The 23,504-nt window shown below is 46.0% G+C and carries 15 protein-coding genes; all 15 read left to right on the top strand.

The features are described 5' to 3' along the window. The first annotated feature begins 153 nt into the window (after positions 1 to 153). Positions 154 to 1,131 (top strand): aldo/keto reductase, encoded by a 978-nt coding sequence (locus tag PAHA3_RS10860; protein ID WP_062836063.1) that lies wholly within the window; start codon positions 154 to 156, stop codon positions 1,129 to 1,131. Between the two features lie 392 nt (positions 1,132 to 1,523). Beyond that, positions 1,524 to 2,624, top strand: coding sequence for an ATP-binding protein (locus tag PAHA3_RS10855; RefSeq protein WP_062834747.1), 1,101 nt, complete (start codon positions 1,524 to 1,526; stop codon positions 2,622 to 2,624). Continuing rightward, positions 2,612 to 5,080: a DUF5682 family protein gene (locus PAHA3_RS10850; protein ID WP_062834746.1), complete on the top strand. Its 2,469-nt coding sequence runs from the start codon at positions 2,612 to 2,614 to the stop codon at positions 5,078 to 5,080. The genes PAHA3_RS10855 and PAHA3_RS10850 overlap by 13 nt, the downstream gene beginning before the upstream one ends. Continuing rightward, positions 5,065 to 6,288 (top strand): VWA domain-containing protein, encoded by a 1,224-nt coding sequence (locus PAHA3_RS10845; protein ID WP_235599421.1) that lies wholly within the window; start codon positions 5,065 to 5,067, stop codon positions 6,286 to 6,288. Before PAHA3_RS10850 ends, PAHA3_RS10845 begins: the two co-directional genes overlap by 16 nt. A gap of 19 nt (positions 6,289 to 6,307) precedes the next feature. Beyond that, a complete protein-coding gene (locus PAHA3_RS10840) occupies positions 6,308 to 9,865 on the top strand; it encodes a DUF4132 domain-containing protein (protein ID WP_062834745.1) in 3,558 nt (1,185 codons plus the stop codon). 4 nt (positions 9,866 to 9,869) lie between these two features. Beyond that, complete coding sequence (locus PAHA3_RS10835; RefSeq protein ID WP_062834744.1) at positions 9,870 to 11,702, top strand: hypothetical protein; 1,833 nt, start codon at positions 9,870 to 9,872, stop codon at positions 11,700 to 11,702. After that, entirely contained in the window at positions 11,689 to 11,967 is a 279-nt protein-coding gene (locus tag PAHA3_RS10830) for a hypothetical protein (protein WP_062834743.1), read from the top strand. Before PAHA3_RS10835 ends, PAHA3_RS10830 begins: the two co-directional genes overlap by 14 nt. 221 nt (positions 11,968 to 12,188) lie before the next feature. Beyond that, positions 12,189 to 12,731, top strand: coding sequence for a sigma-70 family RNA polymerase sigma factor (locus tag PAHA3_RS10825; RefSeq protein ID WP_062834742.1), 543 nt, complete (start codon positions 12,189 to 12,191; stop codon positions 12,729 to 12,731). 13 nt (positions 12,732 to 12,744) lie between these two features. Next, positions 12,745 to 14,151: a DUF4179 domain-containing protein gene (locus PAHA3_RS10820; protein ID WP_062834741.1), complete on the top strand. Its 1,407-nt coding sequence runs from the start codon at positions 12,745 to 12,747 to the stop codon at positions 14,149 to 14,151. Positions 14,152 to 14,325: 174 nt separating this feature from the next. Continuing rightward, complete coding sequence (locus PAHA3_RS10815) at positions 14,326 to 16,833, top strand: WG repeat-containing protein (protein WP_062834740.1); 2,508 nt, start codon at positions 14,326 to 14,328, stop codon at positions 16,831 to 16,833. Between the two features lie 113 nt (positions 16,834 to 16,946). Beyond that, positions 16,947 to 17,948, top strand: a complete 1,002-nt coding sequence (locus PAHA3_RS30870; RefSeq protein ID WP_153028196.1) for a helix-turn-helix transcriptional regulator — start codon at positions 16,947 to 16,949, stop codon at positions 17,946 to 17,948. A gap of 150 nt (positions 17,949 to 18,098) precedes the next feature. Beyond that, positions 18,099 to 19,898, top strand: a complete 1,800-nt coding sequence (locus tag PAHA3_RS10805) for an ABC transporter ATP-binding protein (RefSeq protein WP_062834739.1) — start codon at positions 18,099 to 18,101, stop codon at positions 19,896 to 19,898. After that, positions 19,895 to 21,646 (top strand): ABC transporter ATP-binding protein, encoded by a 1,752-nt coding sequence (locus tag PAHA3_RS10800; protein ID WP_062834738.1) that lies wholly within the window; start codon positions 19,895 to 19,897, stop codon positions 21,644 to 21,646. Before PAHA3_RS10805 ends, PAHA3_RS10800 begins: the two co-directional genes overlap by 4 nt. 73 nt (positions 21,647 to 21,719) lie before the next feature. Beyond that, positions 21,720 to 22,682 carry an ABC transporter substrate-binding protein gene (locus PAHA3_RS10795; RefSeq protein WP_235599420.1) on the top strand — a complete coding sequence of 321 codons (963 nt, stop codon included), beginning with the start codon at positions 21,720 to 21,722 and terminating at the stop codon, positions 22,680 to 22,682. Positions 22,683 to 23,011: 329 nt separating this feature from the next. After that, a complete protein-coding gene (locus tag PAHA3_RS30155) occupies positions 23,012 to 23,221 on the top strand; it encodes a hypothetical protein (RefSeq protein ID WP_167350876.1) in 210 nt (69 codons plus the stop codon). Positions 23,222 to 23,504: the final 283 nt, after the last annotated feature.

The raw sequence follows: 23,504 nt of genomic DNA, 5'->3' as shown, positions 1-23,504 counted from the left end.
ACAGCAGCTTTTGAAACCTTGTTTTTGATTCACATAATAGATGAGAGTTATGGTGGATGTTGGAGCAGGAAAATAGAGGAAGTTGGAAGAAGACATGTAGAGAGAATGGATCATTATGCTTCGAAAAAAAAAGAAAATGAGGTGAATGCTGATATGTCATACGCACAACTTCCATTGCATCACCACCAGATTCCGGCAAGTCGAATGGTTCTTGGCTGTATGCGATTCGGGGGTGAATGGGACGGTCTTCCTATTACTTCAGATCTTGTTGTGGAAGGTCATCGGGCGGTAGAAGCTGCTATCGAAATAGGCATTAATCATTTTGATCTGGCGGATATATATACACGCGGTAAGGCAGAGCATGTCTTGGGGCGAGTTTTATCTGAAACTCCTGGTTTGCGTGAACAGATCATTATACAGTCGAAGTGTGGTATACGCCTTGTGGGTGATGATGAAGGACCTCAGCGTTATGACACCTCCGGTGCACATATTCTGGAGAGTGTGGACGGGATTCTGGAGCGACTCGGCATCGATTATCTGGATATTTTACTGCTACACCGTCCTGATCCGCTCGCCCATCCGCAAGAAATTGGGGAAGCACTGGCTAGGTTGCATCATTCCGGTAAAGTGCGCCATTTTGGTGTGTCCAACATGGGTTCTGAACAGATTCGTCTTCTACAGCTCCATAGTAAAGTACCTCTGATTGTGAATCAGTTGGAGATGAGTTTGGATAAAATCGGATTTGTAGAAGCTGGTGTGACGGTGAATCGCCCCCAAGCCAGAGATAACGTGTTTCCCTATGGCACGATGGAATATTGTCAGGCAGAGCATATTCAATTGCAAGCTTGGGGTCCCCTTGCTCAAGGGCGATTTACTGGCAGGGTGGTTGAGGGGCAACGCCCGGAAATTGAGCATACGGCACAATTGGTTGATCGCATGGCCAAGGAGCGTGGTGTTACACCTGAATCCATCGTATTGGCTTGGTTAATGAAGCATCCAGCAGGTATTCAGCCCGTGATTGGTTCAATTCGACCAGAGCGGATTCTGGCATGCCGTGACGCGACAAAGGTTGAGCTAACCCGATATGAGTGGTACGAGCTGTATTCAGCTTCGTGTGGTCGCAGAATGTAATTAGGGATGTTGGACAGTGGGTAGTAAATTGAACATATTAGAAGACACGGGCTGCGGGCCTGTGTCTTATTTGTTTGTGATAAACGCGGCTTCATTTGGTTGAAACACAATATGGAGGGTGTAATGATTCATAAGATCATACGGCCCACAGTACGAATGCATTTGTGATAAGCATACTGATTCACGGCCGAAACCAGTGTGTTGACACGACTGTAAGATATTTCACCTTCATATTTGTGCTATACACTATGTCCAAGGACTTAGAGAAAGTGCTGATAAGAAGGACGTTTCAACCATTTTTATCGTTTTACCGGGTAGTTGCTGGACTGCTGTGATAAAATGATAGGAATAAGAACATACGATCTGTTTGTGTGAGAGGAGACACCTTGACGATGGAGATGCTTAAACCACCCGCCGAGATATTATACGAGGTTGAATTACGTGCATTGCGAGAGGAAGATCAGGGGAAACGTCCTCCAAACTGGCTGTTATCTCCTGCCTATGTGCGCGATTTTATTATTGGCAGAGATAAGCCTGCGTTATTAAATGGAGAAGAGATCTCGATTACCCGTAAATTCTATGGCAATGACGTGTTAATAGAACGTGCCGTGGTCACTCTGGCAGGCAATCGAGGGTTAATGCTTGTGGGAGAACCCGGAACAGCCAAGACCATGCTTAGCGAACTGCTGACCGCGGCGATCTCTGGAACCAGTCTGAACACGATTCAGGGTACAGCAGGCACGACGGAAGATATGATCAAGTATTCATGGAATTACGCCATGCTGCTCGATAAAGGCCCTTCGGAAGCTGCCCTTGTGCCATCGCCGCTATATAACGGAATGAAGAAAGGCATTTTAACCCGTTTTGAAGAGATTACACGTTGTCCCGCTGAAGCGCAGGATAGTCTGATCAGTATTCTTAGTGACAAGGTCATGAGCATTCCTGAACTGGATGGCGGTGTACTGTTTGCCCAGCCGGGATTTAATGTCATTGCTACAGCCAATATTCGGGATAAAGGTGTTAACGAAATGAGCGGTGCCTTGAAGCGTCGGTTCAATTTCGAAACGATCAAGCCCATTCATAACGTGAAGATGGAAGCCAAAATTATTGAATCCCAGGCACGAAGCCTGTTATTACATAGTGGAATTGATATTGAAATTAACCCGGATGTGGTTGAATTGCTGGCTACAACATTTATGGAACTGCGCACCGGCATGACACGGGAAGGATACAAGCTCGACACACCTCAAGCAGCCATGAGCACGGCGGAAGCGGTGTCTGTCTATGTCCAGAGTGCGATGACTTCCTATTATTACGAAGATAAGGCTATTGCGTTGGATCGGTTGGTGCAGAACATGCTGGGGACCATTGCGAAGGAAAGCGACAAGGATCTGTCCATTCTCAAAACCTACTTCTCCAAGGTCGTAAAAGAGCGTTCCAGAGAAGAGGGAATGTGGAAGGACTATTATGAGGAGAGAAAATGGATCGGTTAACAGCAGTACTGGACCCCGATGTTGATCAGTTACAATCCTTGTTCGAGTCCCAGGTATATAACCTGAGTAATCCTGCGGTCTATTATCCAATACGACACCATAGCCCTGTATGTTCATATCACTTGTTACGATTAATCGGGGAGTACAAGCCGGATATCATTCTGATCGAAGGACCAGAGAGCGGTAATCCATTAATTTCGGTGCTGAGTGATGAGGCAACCATACCGCCTGTCAGTCTGTACTATACCTATGAGAGTGAACTGGAGAGAGAAGCCTGCTATTATCCGATGCTTCGTTATTCGCCTGAATATGTCGCTTTGAAAGAAGCAGCACGCCTGGACATACCGGCTAAGTTTATTGACCTGGACTATCGTCACTTCTCCACTCGTGCATCCAAGTCCGGTCAGTCAGAACAGAAGGAAGTCTCCATCCAGGACGAAACCTTGCTTGCGGGGTCTGATTTCATTAACCGGTTGTGCCAAAAAACAAACTGTCGCAGTTTTGATGAATTGTGGGAAAAGGTATTTGAGATTGGTGGTCTGGAGAAATCCACTTGGGAGTTTGTACAGGATGTATTCACCTATTGCACTCTGTCCCGAATGTGTTATTCCACGGAACGATTACAGTCTTCAGGTGATCTGGCAAGAGAAGCACATATGAGACAACGTATTAAACAAGCAGTAGAGGAGCATGACCGTGTGCTTGTCATTACGGGTGGATTTCATACGTATGGACTGTTGATGTCAGAGAAACATGAATCCGAAATGGAACATCCAGAAATGGATAAACAGCTTGCAGACCAACGTTTGGATGGACGAGGTAAACCAGGTAGGTCTCAACAAAGTGCGGTTGATCCAGATACGGTTCACCAACAAATGTACCCAATGGTATATACCTTTGCTGAAGCGGATCGGCTCAATGGATATGCGAGCGGCATGCCTTATGTGAATTATTACGATCAGATCTGGAACCAGCTGCTTCGCAAAAAGAGTACACCGTATAATCTAACGGCTCTGGACTTATTATCCCGGCTGATGCGCAAATTACGGGATGGTCACGAGCATGTATCAACGAGTGATGCGATTGAGGCGTACAGCATGATTCAGGGTCTTGCCGGGCTTCGGGGGAAAAGGGAAGGCGGCGTCTATGAGTTGATGGATGCAGCACTCTCTTCCTTTGTGAAGGGGGAGCTTACCTTGGCTACCGATAAACCTCTGCAAGAGCTGCAGCAGTTATTGACAGGAGACGTCATTGGAAGCGTGGCTCCCAATTCATTCAGTATTCCTATCGTGGAGGACTTCAAGGCACGTTGTACAGGGTACAAACTGCAGATCCGTACAACAGGACAGCACAAGAAAGTACTGGATTTGTATGCGAAACCGGAGCACCGTCAGATAAGTCAATTGATTCAGTGTATCACGTATCTGGTTCCGGAATTCGCTAAACGGCAATCCGGGCCGGACTGGATCGCAGAACGTGACATGAATCTTGTACGCGAAACCTGGGTTTATATGTACTCATCCCGCATTGAAGCCAGATTGATAGAGAACTCTCTCTATGGCGGAACGCTTGCCGGGGCGGCTACACGCAAAATGGAAGAACAAATGCAAGAAATACCGGATCATCATAGCGGTGAACTTGCCCGACTAATGCTTCAAGCGCTGCTCATGGGGCTTCAGGATACAGCGATAAAACTCTATGAACAGGTGCGCTCAGCACTGAGAACCGACGGGAATTTCCTTTCCATATGTAACAGTCTGCATGTCTTGAACCGAATTCATCAGCACCGCAGGCTACTGGGACTATCTGACGAGCAACAACTCCCTGAGCTGGTATCCGAGGCTTACAGGAATGCCGTAGACAAGCTGTTACAGCTCTCCAGAGCCAACCCGGATGAACATGAAGCCATTATTCAGGGATTGAAACTACTAGCCATGCTCGCGGAGTCATCGGAGGAGCATTTTCAGGATGAGACATTCCGAATTCACCTGAATGAGCTTCTGTCTGATCATCAGCTTCCGGCTCAGCTGGAGGGTGTGTGTGTTGCTATTTCCTCAGGGCTCGGCGACAGGCCCAGGGAAGAGATTGTTGATCGTGCACGTGGGTATATCCATGGTACACCGGATCAGACCCGTCAAACGGCACTTTTTTTACAGGGAGTATTCTCTGTAGCACGTGACGCTTTTTTATATGAAGATCAGCTGTTGTCCGAGTTGAATTATTTGATAGAAAAGCTACCATACGACGACTTCATCAGTATGGTACCGGAATTGCGGTTGGCATTCACCTATTTTACACCAATGGAAACAGGCTTAATTGCTGAGCGGGTGGCGAGTCTGCATCAGGTTGAACCGGAAGAGATGTTAAGGCCTGCGGTCGATGAACAGATGCTGATTCAATCCAAAGCATGGGATGAAGCGCTTCGAAAGGAGTTTGCCGCATGGAAGCTAATATGAATGAAGCGAATCGGATAACGGAAGAAACCGGAGAAACGGACAAAACTTCCAATCCGGATGGAAGCAACCGAGGAAATCATCATTCTACTGAAACCTTGAATCGATGGCGTCTGATTCTCGGTGAATCCGCCGAAGAAGGGTTGTGTAATACAGATCAATACACTTCGGGTGAATTTCAATATACGGAAATGGATGAGATTCTGGGTTATCTGTATAACCGTGAGTACGGTGAAGAACAAGGTTACCGAAAAGAGGGAGGACGCGGTGCATCTAACCTGACTGTACCGAAATGGTTGCACAAAGTCAGGGACCTATTTCCCAAACCAACAGTAGAAATATTGGAGAAACAGGCGCTTGACCGCTATGGACTGACAGAATTATTAACGGACAAAAAGTTGCTTGAATCCCTTGAACCCAACATGAATCTGCTTAAGAACATTATGCAATTCAAAGGACGGATGAAGGGTGAGGTGTTAAAGAGCGCCAAAGAGATCGTGCGAACCGTAGTTGAGGAGCTGCGCAGCAAGCTGGAATCTCAGACCCGAGCCAGTATCATGGGCAAACGCAGTCGCTATACCTCCAGTTCAGTACGATCCTTGCGCAATCTGAATTTCAAGCGAACCATCACCAAGAACCTGAAGAATTACGATAAAAACAAGCGCAGGTTTGTAATTGATCGTCTGTATTTCGATGGGAGTATACAGCCCCATAACAAGTGGAACATCATCATTGGTGTGGACGAAAGTGGCAGTATGCTGGATTCAGTCATCTACAGTTCGGTAATGGCGAGCATCTTCTATCGCTTGAATGCGCTTCGCACGAAATTATTCATATTTGATACGCAGGTTGTTGATCTGAGCGACAGGCTGGAAGACCCCGTAGATGTGCTCATGAATGTACAGCTCGGCGGGGGAACACATATTACCAAAGCGTTGCGTTATGGCGAGACGCTAATCGATAATCCGGGCAAAACCATCTTTATTCTGGTCAGTGATCTGGAGGAAGGTTACCCGATTGCGCAGATGTACAAAGCCTGTAAAGATATCATCGATGCAGGATGCAAGCTACTGGTTCTCACCGCACTCGATTTTAACGGGGATTCGGTCTATAACAAACATGCAGCACAGACGTTAACGAATATGGGCGCTCATGTAGCAGCAATTACCCCAAACGAGTTGGCAGATTGGATTGGCGAGATCATCACTTAAATTTGAGGAGGAATGTGTAATGCTTACCGCAGACCGCGCAGTAGAAACTTTGGTGGAGAAATTCGCAGTGACCTGTTCCAACGAGTATTCATTAAAAACAGACCGAAGCTCCGAAATTATTGATTATGTATTGGGAACGACAGACAAATTCCCGGATATGATGGGAAATTCGAGTCATTATGTGTATCAAACAATTGATCTGCTTATGAAGCTCGCCAAAAAAGACGATGGAGATATCTTTTACCGGGCCGGGGCTATTGTGATATATCTGGAATCCAATTATTCCAAAAGAAGTTCATGGAGAACGGATGCTTTTACTGTCTGTATGGGAAATGATTCAGAAGCCTACGGATTGAGCGGGAAGAGCAAAAGCGCTGATCGCATGGGTGGGTTGTTGGGCCGGTTGGAGAAGATCAAACAGTTTGCGGGCGAGAACGAAATTTCGGCTGAATTAAAGAGCAAATTAAAGCGTGCCCAGTGGCTTTTTGATTCCAAAAAGGCTGACACCCAGGGGGATTATCGAGATGTAATCAATGCGTTAATGCTGCTACAACTATATTCAAAACTCAGTGACACGGCCTCTCATCTTGCAGAGGTTCAATCTTCTGTTCAATCGTTACCCGTGTTGTTTCAACATGTGATGGCTAATGATCCAGATAAGTTGCGGGAAGAGCTACATACGTTGATTGAACCTGTAGTGGTCGGTAATATTCAAGGGAAGCATAACGGATCCTCCCAGGAATTGAAGGATGAATTCCTCAAGGAGAAGCGTAGTCAGCTCATAGCCGAGCTTTATCCCAAAACATCTTTCTCTGCAAAAGAGCAATGTTCACACACGGTGTTCCATCAAACGATGGTACTAGTGAGCAGTGCCTTGCTGTACCTGATTAACATTAGTGGAGGTAAACAACGGTTCCTTGATACGAACAGTGAGATTGGACATGTTTTGCTTCACACAATACATCAATTACACGAGATTTACCCACTCGAAGTTCGCCGTTACTTGCTGAGTATGGACCCTAGAGCGAAGAGTCCCAATGATCTGCTTGCTGGACTTGTGCCTCTGGATGAGCCTTACCAGTTGGTTGAAATGATGCGGGACGAGCTTAATTCGTACACGATATCCTGGAACATGCTACAATCTGCGATCGCGAATCATCCTGAACAAGCGATTCGAGCATATGAGATTATCAAACCGCCATTCCTCAAACTTTGCATTCAGAAATTCATGGATGATCAGGGATTGACCTTGCCCAATGCGGAAGGGGCACTGGAGCAAGCGGTATTTAACGCTCTTCGGCATCCTTTGGATGGGGGGCGTCAAGGACTTGCGATTGCTAGATACTTAAGTGGGGAAAACACCCTTGAGGAATACTGGGAGGACTCGAATAGTCGTGGTCTGTTTAATAACCTGAATCGGGATAAGAAGCGTATTTACAATCTGATAAGCATCAGTTTCCTGCCCTTGGAGTCGGAGGCAATGCGCAGATTCGCAATCCTGATCACCCATCCCGATTGGACGCTGGATATTGTCTCAGACATGTACAATTCATACGCTTTTAGTGGAGAGAAACTGCTTCAACGTTATGGGCAAGATCATGAGGTGCAATATGAGAAATTGCTAACCAGTCTGCTCTCACTCAATGGCATGACCGACTATAGATACAGATCCATGCCACATGACGAATACCGCCGAATCATTCAGCAGAATCTGGACTATGCGCTGACACAGTACAAGAAACTGCCAACGGATACGCGTATTTTGATTCTGGAAATTACCTTTGAACAGCGTGATGAGCTAACGAAGAAACAACTGGCTGAAGCGATTCGTGCCGGATTGCAGGATTCGTCCAAAAAGGCCAACGGTGTGGCCTTAGCCGAATTCAACCGGATACCTGATCAGGACTTGTATACACTCGTATATCTCTCCGAGAAAAAAGTGTCGATTAAAGAGATGGCTTTGACCGCGATCCGCAGTCTGGAAAACAGCAAGGAGCTGTACGGTGAACTTTTGAAGAAAGAGAAGTCCGATGAGTGGAAGAGCTTGATCCAAATTCTGCTGGATACCGCAGATTTAAGTCCAGAGTATGCCCATGCTGCACTCGCTGATCAGGCAGATGCCAAAAAATTGTCGAGACTGAGCTGGTTGTCCCTAAAAGATCTCCCTTCACTGATACGTATTGAAGACAATCAGCCTTTAGATAATCGGATTAAGCAGTATGCTTTGGTCCAATCATTGGATCATACATCCGGTCCTAATGAACGGTTGAATGAATTACGAGATTACGTAAGTGAGGCATCGCTCGCTCGTTTTGCAAGTGAGCTGCTCCAGGTCTGGATTCAGGAAGGTGCTCCTGCAAAAGAGAAATGGGTGATGTATGTATCAGCACTCTTTGGCGATATTCAGATTGTAAATATCCTGGCTCCGCAAATTAAGGAATGGACAGAAAATAGCCGCGGCGCGATTGCAGCAGATGCTGTGAAAGTGCTCGCTTACTTGAAAGATCCATCTGCTCTTATGGCGATCGACAAGATCAAACGTGGCGTGAAGAACCGTCAGGTGAAAGGTGCAGCAGAAGAAGCGTTGCAGCTTGCAGCCGATAATATGGGACTTACCTCGGAACAATTGGAGGATCGGCTGGTCACCACACTTGGTTTTGATGAAAAAGGAACCATGCAGCTTAGTTACGGAGAGCGCTCATTCCTGATTAAGGTGAATGGAGACTTGCAAGTCGTTGTCTTGAATGAAGAAACGGGCAAATCCGTGAAGAGCCTGCCTGCTCCTGCACAGAAAGACGATGCTGAACTGGCGGCACAATCCAAGGCGCGTTTCACGCAACTGAAAAAAGATCTCAAATCCATGGTTAGCATTCAGGCACAGCGTCTGGAAGAGTCATTGTCCAAACAACGTCTATGGTCTGCCGATGAGTGGAAAGCACTGTTTGTACAAAATGTAATTATGCAGAAATTTGCTGTTGGTCTGATCTGGGGAACTTATGAAGATGGCGCTCTGATCAGCACGTTCCGTTATATGGAGGATGGCACATTCAATTCCGTGGATGAGGATGAGGTTGATCTGCCTTCAGGTGCGCAGGTGGGACTTATACACCCGCTGGAATTGGATCAGGCTACCCTTGAAGGTTGGACAACGCAGTTGGAGGATTACGAGATCAAGCAGCCATTCGAGCAATTGAATCGTGAAATTCACCAGCCAGAAGATGAGGATAAAACGAAGAATGAATACGATCATCTGCCCGAGTCTGATTTCTCGCCAACGGCATTCCCTAAAGCACTGGAGAAATACGGCTGGATCAAAGGACCGGCACAGGACGGCGGCTGGTACCATGAATTTTATAAAGAGTACGGAGATCTTGTTGCAGAATTGCAATTCAGCGGTACGAGCATCACGTATTACGAGGGATTGGATGACATTACACTGGAATCCCTACATTTCTTCAAACCGAGTAGCAAGCAACATTATTATTATGGTGACAATAAATCCATTGCTCTGGGCAACGTTCCAGGTCGCGTGTTCAGTGAAACGATCTACGATATTCTGAGAGCAGCGGGGCGTTGATGACGTGAGTGGATTCAAGGAGAAATTCCGAAGTTTTTCGAAGCTGTGTACGGAGGATTATTTGATCCGGTACGCCAACAAGGGGTTGTACAAAAGGTCTTTGAAAGAGTTGGACAATGGTGTAAGTGTAACGTACACATGGAATGCATCATCTGTGAGTTGTCAGCTCAGTGACGGGACACACTGTACGCTTGAAAATACGCTGGACCATTGGGAGTGCTCCTGCCCTGCAGAACATATCTGCAAGCATGTGCTGATCGCAATTCTATATGATCAACGGGAACATTCGTCAGAGGATTCGATGAATGCAGACGAGAAGCATGCACTGGATAAGGACTCAGCGATATCGAATAATGCTTCGTCGGACGCACCAAAAAACGTATCGGTAACAGAATCAGTAACAAACTTAGTATCAAATGTGGACGCTCCAAGCGAAATTCCGCATACGGTATCACGTGAGATCGAGTCTCGCTTCCGCTGGATGACGGAGTCTGACCTTACCGTGTTAATTAAGTCATATAGTTCTTCTATGATTGAGGAAGTTGTTTTCCGTCTGAGATACCCAGAAGAAATTAAGATCATTGAAGATTCGCTTCTTACGGTGCATCTGACAAGACAGAATATCGAGGTATCTTTTACGGAGGAAGCGAGCCTTGCAAAAGCACTTTGTAAAGTGCCGCAGACTGCTGGGAAGATGGCCAAGCTGGAAGCTTTGCTACGATATCGGGTACTAAGAGGCCTGGATGATACGGATGCATTAAGCGGACGAGTGCACGAAGCCAAGTTCTCTATGCAGACGGTGCAGGAATGTCGTATTATGCTGGCAGGATTGTTGAAGACGGGACTGGCCCGTCTTCCTCAGTCTTATATGGCACAACTGGAGACCTTGGCAATCGCAGCTCATAGTGGCAACCTGCCTGACATAGAGCGCAGTTTACGAGGGATACAAGGGGAACTACAGTTGTTTTTCAACAGACATATACGTTTCTCCATGCAATCCATGTTGGATCGGGTAAGCAAGCTGTATCTTGCACTCCAGGTTCTTGAAGAAGAAAAGGTATCTGTCATTCAGCAGAGTCAGCTCATTGGCAGTTTTCGAAGTAAATACTATACAGTTCCTTCACTTCACCTGTATGGACTGGGAGCTGATGCGTGGGAGACACGATCCGGTTTCCGTGGAATCACCTATTACCTTTATTGTTTCGATGATGAGGAAATCTACACCTATAGTGATGTACGTGCTGTATATTATGATGATCAGCAGTTCTCGTATACAGAGCATTATGGTGCATTCACACCATGGTTGCCTAATCTGACCTTTCGCCAGTTCGTGGGTGAAGAAGTTCAATTCCATTCCGTTAAAGTGAATGAAGAGCGCCGGATCTCTTCCGGGGAAGGTGCCAAGCTTGCGATTTTGCCTCGAACGGGTGTGGAAGCGTTGAATATGGGCAAAATCATGCAAGATGTAACGTCTGTACTTCAAGAGGAATCGCGATCGTTTGATTTGTTTGCTGCTCCCAAAGAACGATTGGCTGTGATCAAAGTTGCTCGAATCGTGGACCATAACTTTGTCAAACAAACGCAGGATCTTGTCCTGACGGTTGAAAGTGCCGAAGGAGAACGATTGGCACTTACTCTCCCGTATTCAACTGATTGGCAAACGATGATCCAAAGACTGGAGTCAGGATATGGTTCTCAATCGCTTGAACATTTCTATGCCTTTGTTCGTGTGGAATCAAAACGGATGAGCCCGATCAGTTTCTTGAAGGGTCAAACGGTACTCAGTCTGAAACTTGATATTGGCAATGGAAGGATGGGAAGACTTGGAAGAGCATAATCAGTTCATGCAGAAAATTAGCGGCTGGTCAGAAGAGTTGCTGCTGCGCGGATTATCCCAGTTTACGATCCGAGATATTGAGGTGCTTGAGCAGCTCGCAGTGGAATCCTTACGCTTGCAGAAGAGTTTCCTTCATGAATTGCTTAATCACGTCATTCAGGAAGGGCGTAGCGTGGCTCTTGGACAAGGTGATGAAGAGCTGCTGTTATCTCAGTATTGTCGTCTCACCCAATATGTACAGCTCAGTGTGCAAGAAGAGGCGTGATACTGGTTAGTATTCCAAGCGAGGGCACATGAAGCGATATGATGTAGAAAATAAGATGAATTATAGAAGATAAGAAGATTTGCAGAAGGCTACAAGGCCACTGCAAATCTTTTTTTATCGTGGAGTAAGTAAAAGTCATTTGCCAAACGAATATAGGAAGGAAGCACGGATCAACACGAGCATTCGTGATTATATGAGCATGGAAGGAGGGGCATGTAATCGTGGAAGAAGAACAAATACGGAAGGCAGTAGCGGATCGTGATCCTGAGGCCATGGAATGGGTGATGAACCACTACGCAGGTTTGCTATGGAAGATAGCTCATTCCATCCTATATCATGCATCGGCAGAAGAGATTGAAGAATGCGTAGCAGATACATTTTTTGCTTTTTGGCAGAATCCGGATGCATTTCAATCCGGGCGAAGTAGCCTGAAAAACTACCTTGCAACGATCACAAAACATAAAGCGATTGATCGCTACCGGAAACTCAATCGAAGATCTGAGCTTACATATGAAGAGGAGATTCATTCGGTGCAAACGGAGGATTTGTTGGTCCAGATGATCAGTAAAGAGACGTATACGGAGCTTAATCACATGATTGAATCTTTTCCAGAACCGGAACGAGAGATTATGAAACGTCGGTTTTACGAAGGACAGAGACCCCATGAGATATCGGAGGCATTGTCTCTGCACGTTAGGCAAGTCCATAATAAGCTTTATCGTTCCAGACAACGATTGAGGACATGGTGGATGAACAGGAAATAAAGGAGGCGATCATATGGGAGAATCCGAAAAAGAATTCACTGAGCAGAACCTCTTTAACATTAAGAAGTTGTTCTATGATAAATTGGCGATGAATGAACCACCGACCATTAGGAGATCAGATTCATCATTATATCCACCTGTATTATATCCATCTACACAGACCAAGAAGTCCGTGAATAAGAAAAGAAGGTATCGCAAAGCCATCTATATTCCTGTAACCGCTGCGTTATCGTTATGTCTGGTGACAGGGGCAGCTGCATCAGTTGGGATCATTGATCTGTCTACTGTTCTTCATTTTATAGGTGCAGATCGGATTGGCATTCTTCAGCCTGTTCACCAGGTGAGTGAAGATCAAGGGATTCGAATGGAGGTTATAGGTGCTGTCAGGGACGGAGATACAACGGAAATCTATGTTTCATTATCGGATCTGACTGGTCATCGCATTGACGATACACTGGATGTATATGATTACAGGGTAACCGGTGGTAATGCAAACAACGCTCAGATTATTCATTATGATGATGCTAATAAAACGGCTATTGTCCGATTCCTCATTCAAGGAAAAGTCAGCAAAAATCGAATTACCGTTCAGATCAATACGCTGATGTCGGGTACATCTCGACAAGATGGTTACAACGTACAAGTGGACTGGGAGCAGTTGCTACAAGAAAAGAAATTCAGTAGCTATGATATTCTGGATCAAGATCGTATAAGTGGCTTGGGAGGTAAAACCGATATTCAAATGGAAACCGATCCAATTCCGGTATTGCATCAGGATGTAACGAATATCCCTGTTGAGGGTATTGATTGGATGCATATTTCCAATATGGGTTTTGTGGATGGCAAGTTACACATTCAGATTAATCCGGATAATGAGATTGGAGAGTATAATCATGGATACTTCTATTTCACGGATGAGCAAGGTCAAAAGCTTGATATACCTGAATATTCCATTAGTTATGGACATTATATGAAAGGTCAGGTTAGGTTTGGTGGGGATTACGTTGAGTATGTGTATGATCTGTCCACTGTTGACCAATTAGATAAGCTTAGACTCCAAGGCAGCTTTACGAGCATTAGTGAAGTTGTACAAGGGAATTGGAAAACGACCTTTAACTTGAGTCAAAATACTTTGAGTAAAACGGGAAACATTCAGCTTGATGCAAATGGAGGCTTACAGGCCAATGTAACTCTTTCCTCGGTTGGCGTCACGCTTACAGGTGAGGCACTGAGCAAGATTCAGGTGGAGGACTTGAGTATTGAAGTTCACCTGAAGGATGGTACAAAGTTGTCTGGCGCATCAGGTTTCCTCCAGCTGGACCAGGATCTCATCAAGTGGATATCCCCTACAACCATTCCGGTGAATGATGTGAGCTCCCTGCTAATCAATGGAGAGAAAGTAAATTTGCAAGATAGATAATATGAAAAGTGAATCAAAAAATCTGGGGATAACAGCGATCGGAAGGTTGTTCTGTCATCGGAGTGGTAAGTGTGAATATTCTTTAGTTCAACTTATATAAAATGAATTACATGTCATATCCCGATTTATGACGCATACCATTAGGCGAATGCGGTCATAAGGGAGGAAACTGAGATGTCCATGAGCGAACCGCTGTTAACGCAAATTGTGAATCAACATATTCCGGCTGGTGCAACGGTCGTCACTATTGATAAACCTGTCCAACATCCAGCGATCTACGCGGCTGATCTTACCGGTGACGGCATGCCGGAGATTGCTGCAGTCTATCAGTTGAATGGTGAGCTGTATTTGCTCATTCTGAAATTTGTTCAAGGACATTGGATCAAGATGGCACTAATCAAGGGATTGGGATATGGGGTAACTTTAATGACTGCAGCCCCTGTAACCTCAACAGCAAGGAACAATTTGATCATCGGTTGGCGGATCGGTGCGATCTGGTCTAAGCTCGCTGTGTATGAGTGGACCGAATCAGGGCTCAAAGATCTGGCCCCGGACGATCTATATTATAGCTTTGCAGAGATTATAGATATGCCTGGTCAGCATGGCCGTGATGGAAAAGTGGAGATTTCACTCTGGATCCATGACACCGGGGAAGCCTACCGTGTGGAGATTATCCGATGGCAGAATGGGAAATGGGTTCCTGCACCGGACGTATATGCAACCTATTATCCAAAAGTGGTGCAATATTACGAGCAACTAACCCAGCAATATCCTGATTATATCTTCTACTGGTATTACCTTGCGGATGCTCAGTTCCACGCAGGCCAGTATCCGGCAGCACTCGCTTCCGTTCAAAAAGCACTCAGCTTCCCGGAAGCGTACCCTTCCAGAGAGGCGCTGCTCGAGCTGGAAAAGAAAATTAAACAGGCGATGGTCCCTATAATTCATGCCCGGGTAGCGACATGGTTATATCCGATCTCCGTTCGAACCACGAGTGGGACTCGGTGGGGGTATATGGATGCACAGGGTCATGTTCGGTTAGAGCCGGTTCTGGATGACGCGCAAGCGTTTCAGCCCAATGGATTGGCTGTGGTTGTGAAGGATGGTCGTGCCGGCGTGATAAATCTTCAGGGGCAGTATGTCGTTCAACCTGTATACGATTCCATCAATTCCTTTTCCGAAGAACGCGCGATGGTGATTGATTCTCAAGGATTTAAGATGATTAATGAACAAGGCACGGTCCTGACCAAACGTCCATACTCGTATATCTCGAATATGAAGGACGGCCGAGCGCTGTTTTACGATTCTAATCCTGGTCAGACAGATGGATCGGTGAGTCTGTATGGTTATCTGGATGCCTCAGGCAATGAGGTGATTTCGGCACAGTTCGTGTCAGCGAACGATTTTCAAGATGGCAAAGCGGTTGTGCAGATCAAGGACAATGAATATGCGCTCATCAATCGCAATGGACATCGGCTCGCGACATATCCATTTGCTTATGTAGGGCCATTAGGAGACGGATTGCTTGCTTTTCAAAAAGAGGCCTCGGGCAAATATGGGTACATCGACGAACGGGGCAATATTCGCATTCAGCCCAAATTTTCATCAGCATTTCCTTTTAGCGACGGGCAAGCAATTGTTAATACAGCAGAGGATTACAAATCGAACTATGGTGTCATTAATACGCAAGGATCATTTATCATTCAACCCGCTTATAATGACATCCGCGAACTAGGCGAGCATCGTTATGCGCTGGGGCAAGCAATTAATTCGGAGCAGCCTTATATTGGCTCTGTATACGCGATTGCAGATACCAACGGTAGAAGGCTTACGGAGTTCTTGTATCGCGATGTGGGCAATTACAAAAACGGCCTGGCTTCCGCATCGGACAGAAGACAGACCTATCTGCTTGATCTGAGTGGAAGACCGGCACCGGGATATCCACGTGTTGAAGGATCGGGTACGCTGGAGGTCGTTGCACCCGATCTGATTAAGGCTTATGTAGATCAGCGTTTATCTTATGTAAACCGGGCCGGACAGATCATCTGGCGACAAAATACAATCGTTCCGCTTCACCCACCGTACCGTGTACGCGAAGAGAAGTATAAGCCCAATCCGGACTATCTCGTATATTACCCACAGGTAGAGGGGATGACGGATCAAGCGGCACAACTTGCAGTAAATGTAAAGTTAAAGGGCCTTTCTCAGGTTAAACCGATCCCTGCCGATCAGCAGCTGGATTACACGTATACAGGCGATTTTGATATTACATTCTACCAGCAGCAATTGCTTCAACTCCAACTCACCGGTTATAATTACCCGGCTGGTGCAGCGCATGGTATGCCTACGATGATCTATGCAATCATTAATCTGACGAATGGTCAGTTGTATGAGTTGAAGGATCTATTTAAGCCGAATAGTGACTATGTAAAAGTGCTAAGCCAGATTGTGGGGGATCAGATCAAAAATGATCCTCAGTACTCGTATGTGTTTCCGGACACGTATAAGGGGATTAGTGCGGATCAACCGTTTTTTGTTACAGCGGATGCGCTGCATCTCTACTTCAATCCCTATGATATCGCTCCTTATGCAGCAGGATTTCCAACGTTTACGATTCCTTTCACCCAGATCAAGGATATCATTGATACAGAAGGTTCGTTCTGGAAAGCATTCCATATGTGATTATTCATTCATAACATCATACGCTAAATTCTGAGTAACAGAGGCCATATGTCCAATATGGCTTCTTTCTTATATAATAAGCTGAAACAACAGACAACGAGAGGGGAAGTCAGATGCAATCCAAGGTGTCAGAGACATGGTACGCCATTCAAAATAAAGAAGATAAGCGCTGTGCATTGGCAGCGAGATTAAATACATTTTACCGAAGCAGCTCTGCCGAACGAATCATTCATATTCCTGAAGAGATTGGTCAGGGGTACTGGCAGCTGAATCGCATTCATCCCTCCATGGAACTCGTGTATAGTGATGCGATATTCCATCGACCAACCGCATTAAGCAGTTTGGAGCAGGATGACAGTATCAAGTTAAGCTTCTGTATTGGTGAGAGCATATCATGGAACATTGATGGCAAGCTGGGGGAGTTCCATGTACATACCCAGGAAAGTTCTGCATATGGCAGTCGATATACGAGCAGTACGTGTGAGTTTGGATTACAGCAGCACTTCAAGGGATTTACGTTGAAGCTGGATCAGACACCGATCAGTGGAATGATGCAGCAGCTTCCCATACAGCAGCTCATGACAGCCATCGCGGGAAGTGGGGGAGGTTTCTATAATGCGAAGATGACACCGACGATGATTCGAATCGTTAGCGAGATGACACAATGCCCGTATTCGGGAGAACTGAAACAACTGTATTTAAACGGAAAAGCACTTGAGCTGCTCGCGGTATATTTCAGTGAATGTATTCTGGAGCGTCAGTTACCTGCGAAGCATGATGGGTTGTCCCGGACGGACCTGACCAGTTTGCAACAGGCGAAGCACATTCTCGATGCGAATCTGGCACATCCGCCAACCCTTGAAGGGCTCTCCAGACAAGTGTGTCTGAATGAATTCAAGCTGAAAAAAGGATTTAAGCAATTGTTCGGTCTTCCTGTACATGCGTATGTCATTGAGCAGAGGCTGGAGGCAGCGTATTACCTGCTGGAGACCAGACAGATGAATGTGACCACGGCGGCTGCAGCGGTGGGTTTTAATAAAACGAGTCATTTCTCCGCTCAATTCAAACGCAAGCATGGCATGACACCATCCACGTATTTTAATCAAACGTTCTAGTAGGCTTCTCGTAGCATTTACTTATAATCCGTATTGAGGTATTTTTGCTCCGGATTGGGGTAGCGGTTGCCCACGTCCCTGTGAGATATTAATGTGCGTATATAGCACTGTGCCATATTGAGAATGATTATTAATATCAGGAGGGATGAGATGAACAACACATCTGAAGTGTCCGGGTTAATGCAGGTGACGAAGGAGCGTAAAGGTCTGCTGATCACAGCAAGTATCTTCTCGACGCTGTCGAGTCTGTTGCAGATTGTTCCTTTTATCGGGGTGTACAAGATCGTCGAGGAACTGCTAACTCATGCGGGGAAACCCTCTGCCATGGACAGGGATCTGTTGATCTATTGGGGGATCGTCGCATTCGTAGCCCTGATTGGGGGGCTTATTGCGCTCTATATCGGGGGGATGTGCTCACACATTGCCGCATTCAACATTTTGTACCAGCTCAGAGTAAGACTTGCGGAGCATGTTGCCAAAGTCCCCATGGGGTATCACACCCGAACGGCAACCGGTGAGCTGAAGAAGATCATCGAGGTCAGTGTGGAGAAAATCGAGAAGTTTATTGCCCATCAGTTGCCGGATCTGGTCAGTGCGATCGTTATTCCACTGATGTTGCTGGGATACTTATTCTGGCTCGATTATCGTATGGCGCTGACGCTGTTAGTTCCGATCGAAATTGGGTTCTGGCTGCAGAGTCGTATCTTCCGCAGTGAACGCGGCCGTCAGGCTTATCGTGATTTTCAACTTGCCATCGAAGAGATGAATGCGACTGGTATTGAATACGTGAGAGGTATGCCAGCGGTGAAAGTATTTGGCATTACAGCCGATTCGTTTCTGACGTTTAAACAAGCGGTAACGCGTTACCGGGATATTTCGTTGAAAATAACAGATTTATGTAAAACATCTTACGGGCTGTTTTTTGTGATCATGATCTCGTTATTTACCTTCATCGTTCCAGTGGGTATTCTGCTGTCGAGTGGAACTGCGGGAAATCAGTCGTTTGCGATCACGTTTATTCTGTTTCTGATTATTACCCCGAGTCTCTCTGCTCCGTTATTGAAGTTGATGTATCTGGGTAGTGGGATGCGAGAGATTGTGGAAGGACAGAAACGTATTGAATCGGTGTTTGCCGAGCCGGTTGTACAAGAACCTGAGTTGCCTAAAGTTCCGGATACATATGAGGTTGCCTTTCGGCAGGTATCTTTTGCTTATGAGCGTAAGGAGAGCGAAGCATATAAACCCGTACTTGATCAGATTGATTTTGTAGCCAAAGCAGGAAAGATGACCGCACTTGTCGGACCTTCTGGTGGAGGAAAGTCGACCATTGCTAACCTATTGCTTCGTTTCTGGGATGTACAGGAAGGTGAGATTACGATTGGTGGAATTCCGATTCAGGAGATGGGGACGGAGAAACTGATGGATACCGTGTCCTTTGTCTTTCAGGATGTACATCTGTTCTACGATACGATTGAAGAAAATATTCGGATGGGCAATACATCGGCTTCATTACAGGACGTTATAGCTGCGGCTCAAACTGCTTGCTGTCATGAATTTATTGAGAAGCTGGATGCCGGATATGACACGAAAATCGGAGAAGGCGGTACGTACCTGTCCGGCGGTGAAGCACAGCGAATTGCAATTGCACGGGCGTTGCTCAAAAATGCTCCCATTCTGGTCCTGGATGAGGCGACAGCCTATGCGGATGCAGAGAATGAGCACAAGATCCAGCAAGGTCTGGCCCAATTGGTTCAAGGCAAAACGGTACTGATTATTGCTCATCGTCTAACAACGATTCGTGCAGCCGAGCAAATACTCGTGATTCGAAAGGGAACAATTGCCGAGCGTGGGACACATGATCAATTGCGTACACTCGGCGGGGTATACGAACACATGTGGCAGGCCCATATCAGTGCCGCTTCCTGGAAGCTTGGAGGTGCAGTGCGATGAAGAATTATTTAACCAATATATCTGGCGGTAACCCGCGTAGTCTGCTTCCTTCGGTGATAGCAGCGATTCTGGACGGGATTGCGAAGATCGTTCCTGCGGCGCTGCTTGTGGACATATTCAATACGATCTATACGTCTTTTGCTATTCCGGACAAAGGACTGGATATCAACCGTATGTGGATTGTGTGCTGCATCCTGTTTGCCTGGCTTCTGGTGGAATATGCGGCATACGCCTCACTCTATGACAAGACTTATCGGGCAGCATACAGCCTCGCGGCCTCAGGAAGGTTGAAGTTGGCCGAACATATTCGGCATTTGTCGTTAGGATTTTTCGGAAAACGTGATCCTGGGGATCTAACGAATCTGATCCTGAGCGATTATGGTCAGGTCGAGCATACGATCTCTCACAATCTGTCGCAGCTGATCAGCGCGATTGTGCTTCCGGTACTGGCTTTCGGCGGACTTCTGTTGGTGGATTGGAGAATGGCCGTAGCTATGTTTGTTGCGGTTCCCTTTGGTGTGGCGCTGTTATGGCTTACGGATTCCATTCAGGCACGACTGAGTGAAAACCATGTTCGAGCCAAAAACGAAGCCGCCAGTCGGCTGCAGGAGTACCTGAGCGGTATTCGTGAGATAAAGGCCCACAATATGGCGGGCAAACGTTTTGAACGGCTGCGTCGTTCTTTTGACGAATTGAAATTGGCCTCCATTCGGTTGGAAGGTATTATGGGGCCGATGATTATGGGCGCGATGTTGCTTGCACGATCAGGGATGACGTGGATGATTCTGGGGGGCAGTTATTTGCTTGCAGGCGGTGAGTTGTCCCTACCGGTATTTCTGTTATTTTTGCTGGTAGGTACGAAGGTATTTGAACCGTTGACGGTTGTACTGATGAGTTATGGGGAGATGCGATACTCCGCCTATAGTGCAAGACGCATTATGGATGTGCAACAGGAGGCCCCGATGGCAGGAAAGGGAGATGTGCAGCCCAATCAGGCGATTTCATTTGACCAGGTGACCTTTGGATATGATGATCAGCAGCAAGTGTTGAAAGACTTGTCCTTTACGATTGAGCCGCATACCATTACTGCCTTGGTTGGCCCATCCGGTAGTGGTAAGAGTACAGTCACACGTCTCATTGCCCGTTTCTGGGATGTACAGCAAGGAAGCATTCGCATTGGTGACAGACCCGTTGATCAGATGGACCCGGAGAAGCTGTTGCAGGATATCTCTGTGGTCTTCCAGGACGTGTATCTGTTCCAGGATACGATCGGCAACAACATTCGTGTGGGAAAGAAAGACGCTTCGCAATTAGAGATTGAAGAGGCCGCACGCAGAGCTTGTTGTCATGAGTTCATCTCCAATCTGCCTCAAGGGTACGATACGCTCGTTGGCGAGGGTGGATCGACGTTATCTGGTGGGGAGAAGCAACGGATTTCCATTGCACGTGCTTTGTTAAAAAATGCATCGATCGTATTGCTTGACGAAGCCACTGCTTCACTTGATCCGGAGAACGAAGCCGCGGTGCAGCAAGCGATTAATGAGCTGGTCGCGGACAAAACGGTTATTTTGATTGCACACCGATTAAAGACCATTCAAAATGCCGATCAGATCCTTGTATTGGACCACGGTCGGCTCGTAGAGCAAGGGACTCATGCGCAATTGTTAGATCACTCAGGCATCTACGCTCGTCTGTGGCAATTACAACAGGATGCGGAAGGCTGGCAGGTAAAAGTGAACGGATCATGAGTGTTCGATGAGATGAATGAAGTAAATAAGCCTGATGTGGTAAATGAACTGACATAAAAGGAGAATGACGACGATGTTTAAACGAATTCCTGTATGGATTGCACTATGCTGTATGCTCACCTTGGCGGCCTGTGGAACGACCCAGACGACCAATGAATTGACGAGCTCCTCAGAGGCAACCACACAAGCGACGACCAAAGTGATTACTAACCCGAATGGAGAAGAAATTACGATCCCTTTGAATCCAGAGCGCATTGTTGATCTGTCCGGCTCTACAGAAGAGCTGTTGATCATTGGGAAAACGCCTGTAGCGACAATGAGCGCGGATTATGGTAACCCGGAGGAACTCACGCCAACCATTAAGGATCAGCTGAGTGCAGATACCGTTAATCTGGGCTGGTATGGTTTCCCCTTCAGCATTGAAGCTATAGCGGGTGCCAATCCGGATCTGATTATCCTGGGTAAGGATTTTAACACGGATCAGTATGAAACTTTATCTAAAATTGCGCCTACAATTGCATTGCCTTACTCTTACTATGATTGGAGAGAACGCTTGACATTCCTGGCAGATACGTTTGGAGAAGAAAGCAAGAAAGATGAATATCTGGCCAAATATGATGCGAAATCTGCAGAGTGGAAACAAAAGCTGGAGGCGGCTGTACATGGTGAATCCTTTGCTGTAATTGAGACATATCCAAATAATCTGGTCATCTATTCGAACAAAGGGGCAGCTGAGATGTTATACGGTGAATGGGACCTGAAGCGCACAGACGGTATCCCTGATCCAGAGGGCTGGGGCGGTAAACAGATCGCGTTAGAGGCTCTGGTATCGGTCAATCCGGATCGTCTGCTGCTGATGGAGAATAGTGAGAACAAGATGGTCGATAGCAAAGTGTGGAATAACATGAAGGCCGTGAAGAATGGCAAGATCTATAAAATCTCCAATGTCGATAATTACAATTACTCGTACACAGCCATGGGAAGAATGGAGCTTATGGACCGTTTGGGTACGATGATTCTGGAAGGACAGAAGTAGTCAGTGAATAATAATTTGTTCGAAATCATGTAACTTGAGCGGTTCTGGCTGCGTTTAGACATTGGGGTGATCTGATGTTGGTGAACGCGGTTCAACGGTACATGGTATTAGGACTTATATTTATAGGGATAAGCTTGACGGCATATCTTGTTCTTGAAAGGGTTGAAGGGTACCATATTACAACGACAGAATATTACGGTTTACGCAATGCAGGGGGAGTAATATATATTCTTTCGCTCATCCTGGGATTCGGTCACTATTTGCTCGTTTTTTATGTTGTTATTCTTAGCCCGATCTCGTGGTTGCTGCGGAAATATGTATGCTTTCCTATGATGAGAACTTTCATCTATATGATTGGGTTTGGATGGGGCGGGCTGTGGGTTTTTGATCTTATGTACAGTCCATATTTCGTGAATGGATACCATCTGAATCGAATGACATCGATATGGATATTTGCCATCGCCGGTTTAGTCTATGCTATTGTGGAGAATAAGATTTGGCGAAGAGGGCAGATGCAGAACGAACAGAGGGCTACTTAACAAATGTTGAGTAGCTTTTTTGGTTTACATAATTATTATGGTGTTTTCATTGGGGGTGCAGTTAGAAAGGATTATGTAAGATTAAGTAATTAAGTAGTGAACATGAACAGCGGTTAAGTTAATTCAATGGTTTGTTATAAAATTCACAAAGGATTAAAATGAAATAGGAGTTTTATCGTAAAAAGGTAAAATTTTCTGTTATACTATTTGAGTTGTGTACATAAAGTTAGATATTTTAATGAAGGGAGTTCATGAAATAAATTAGCCGTTTAGTTTAAAATTG

The sequence above is a fragment of the Paenibacillus amylolyticus genome, assembly GCF_001570725.1.
GTDB lineage: Bacteria > Bacillota > Bacilli > Paenibacillales > Paenibacillaceae > Paenibacillus > Paenibacillus amylolyticus_A.
This window is presented reverse-complemented; position numbering and strand designations above follow the sequence as displayed.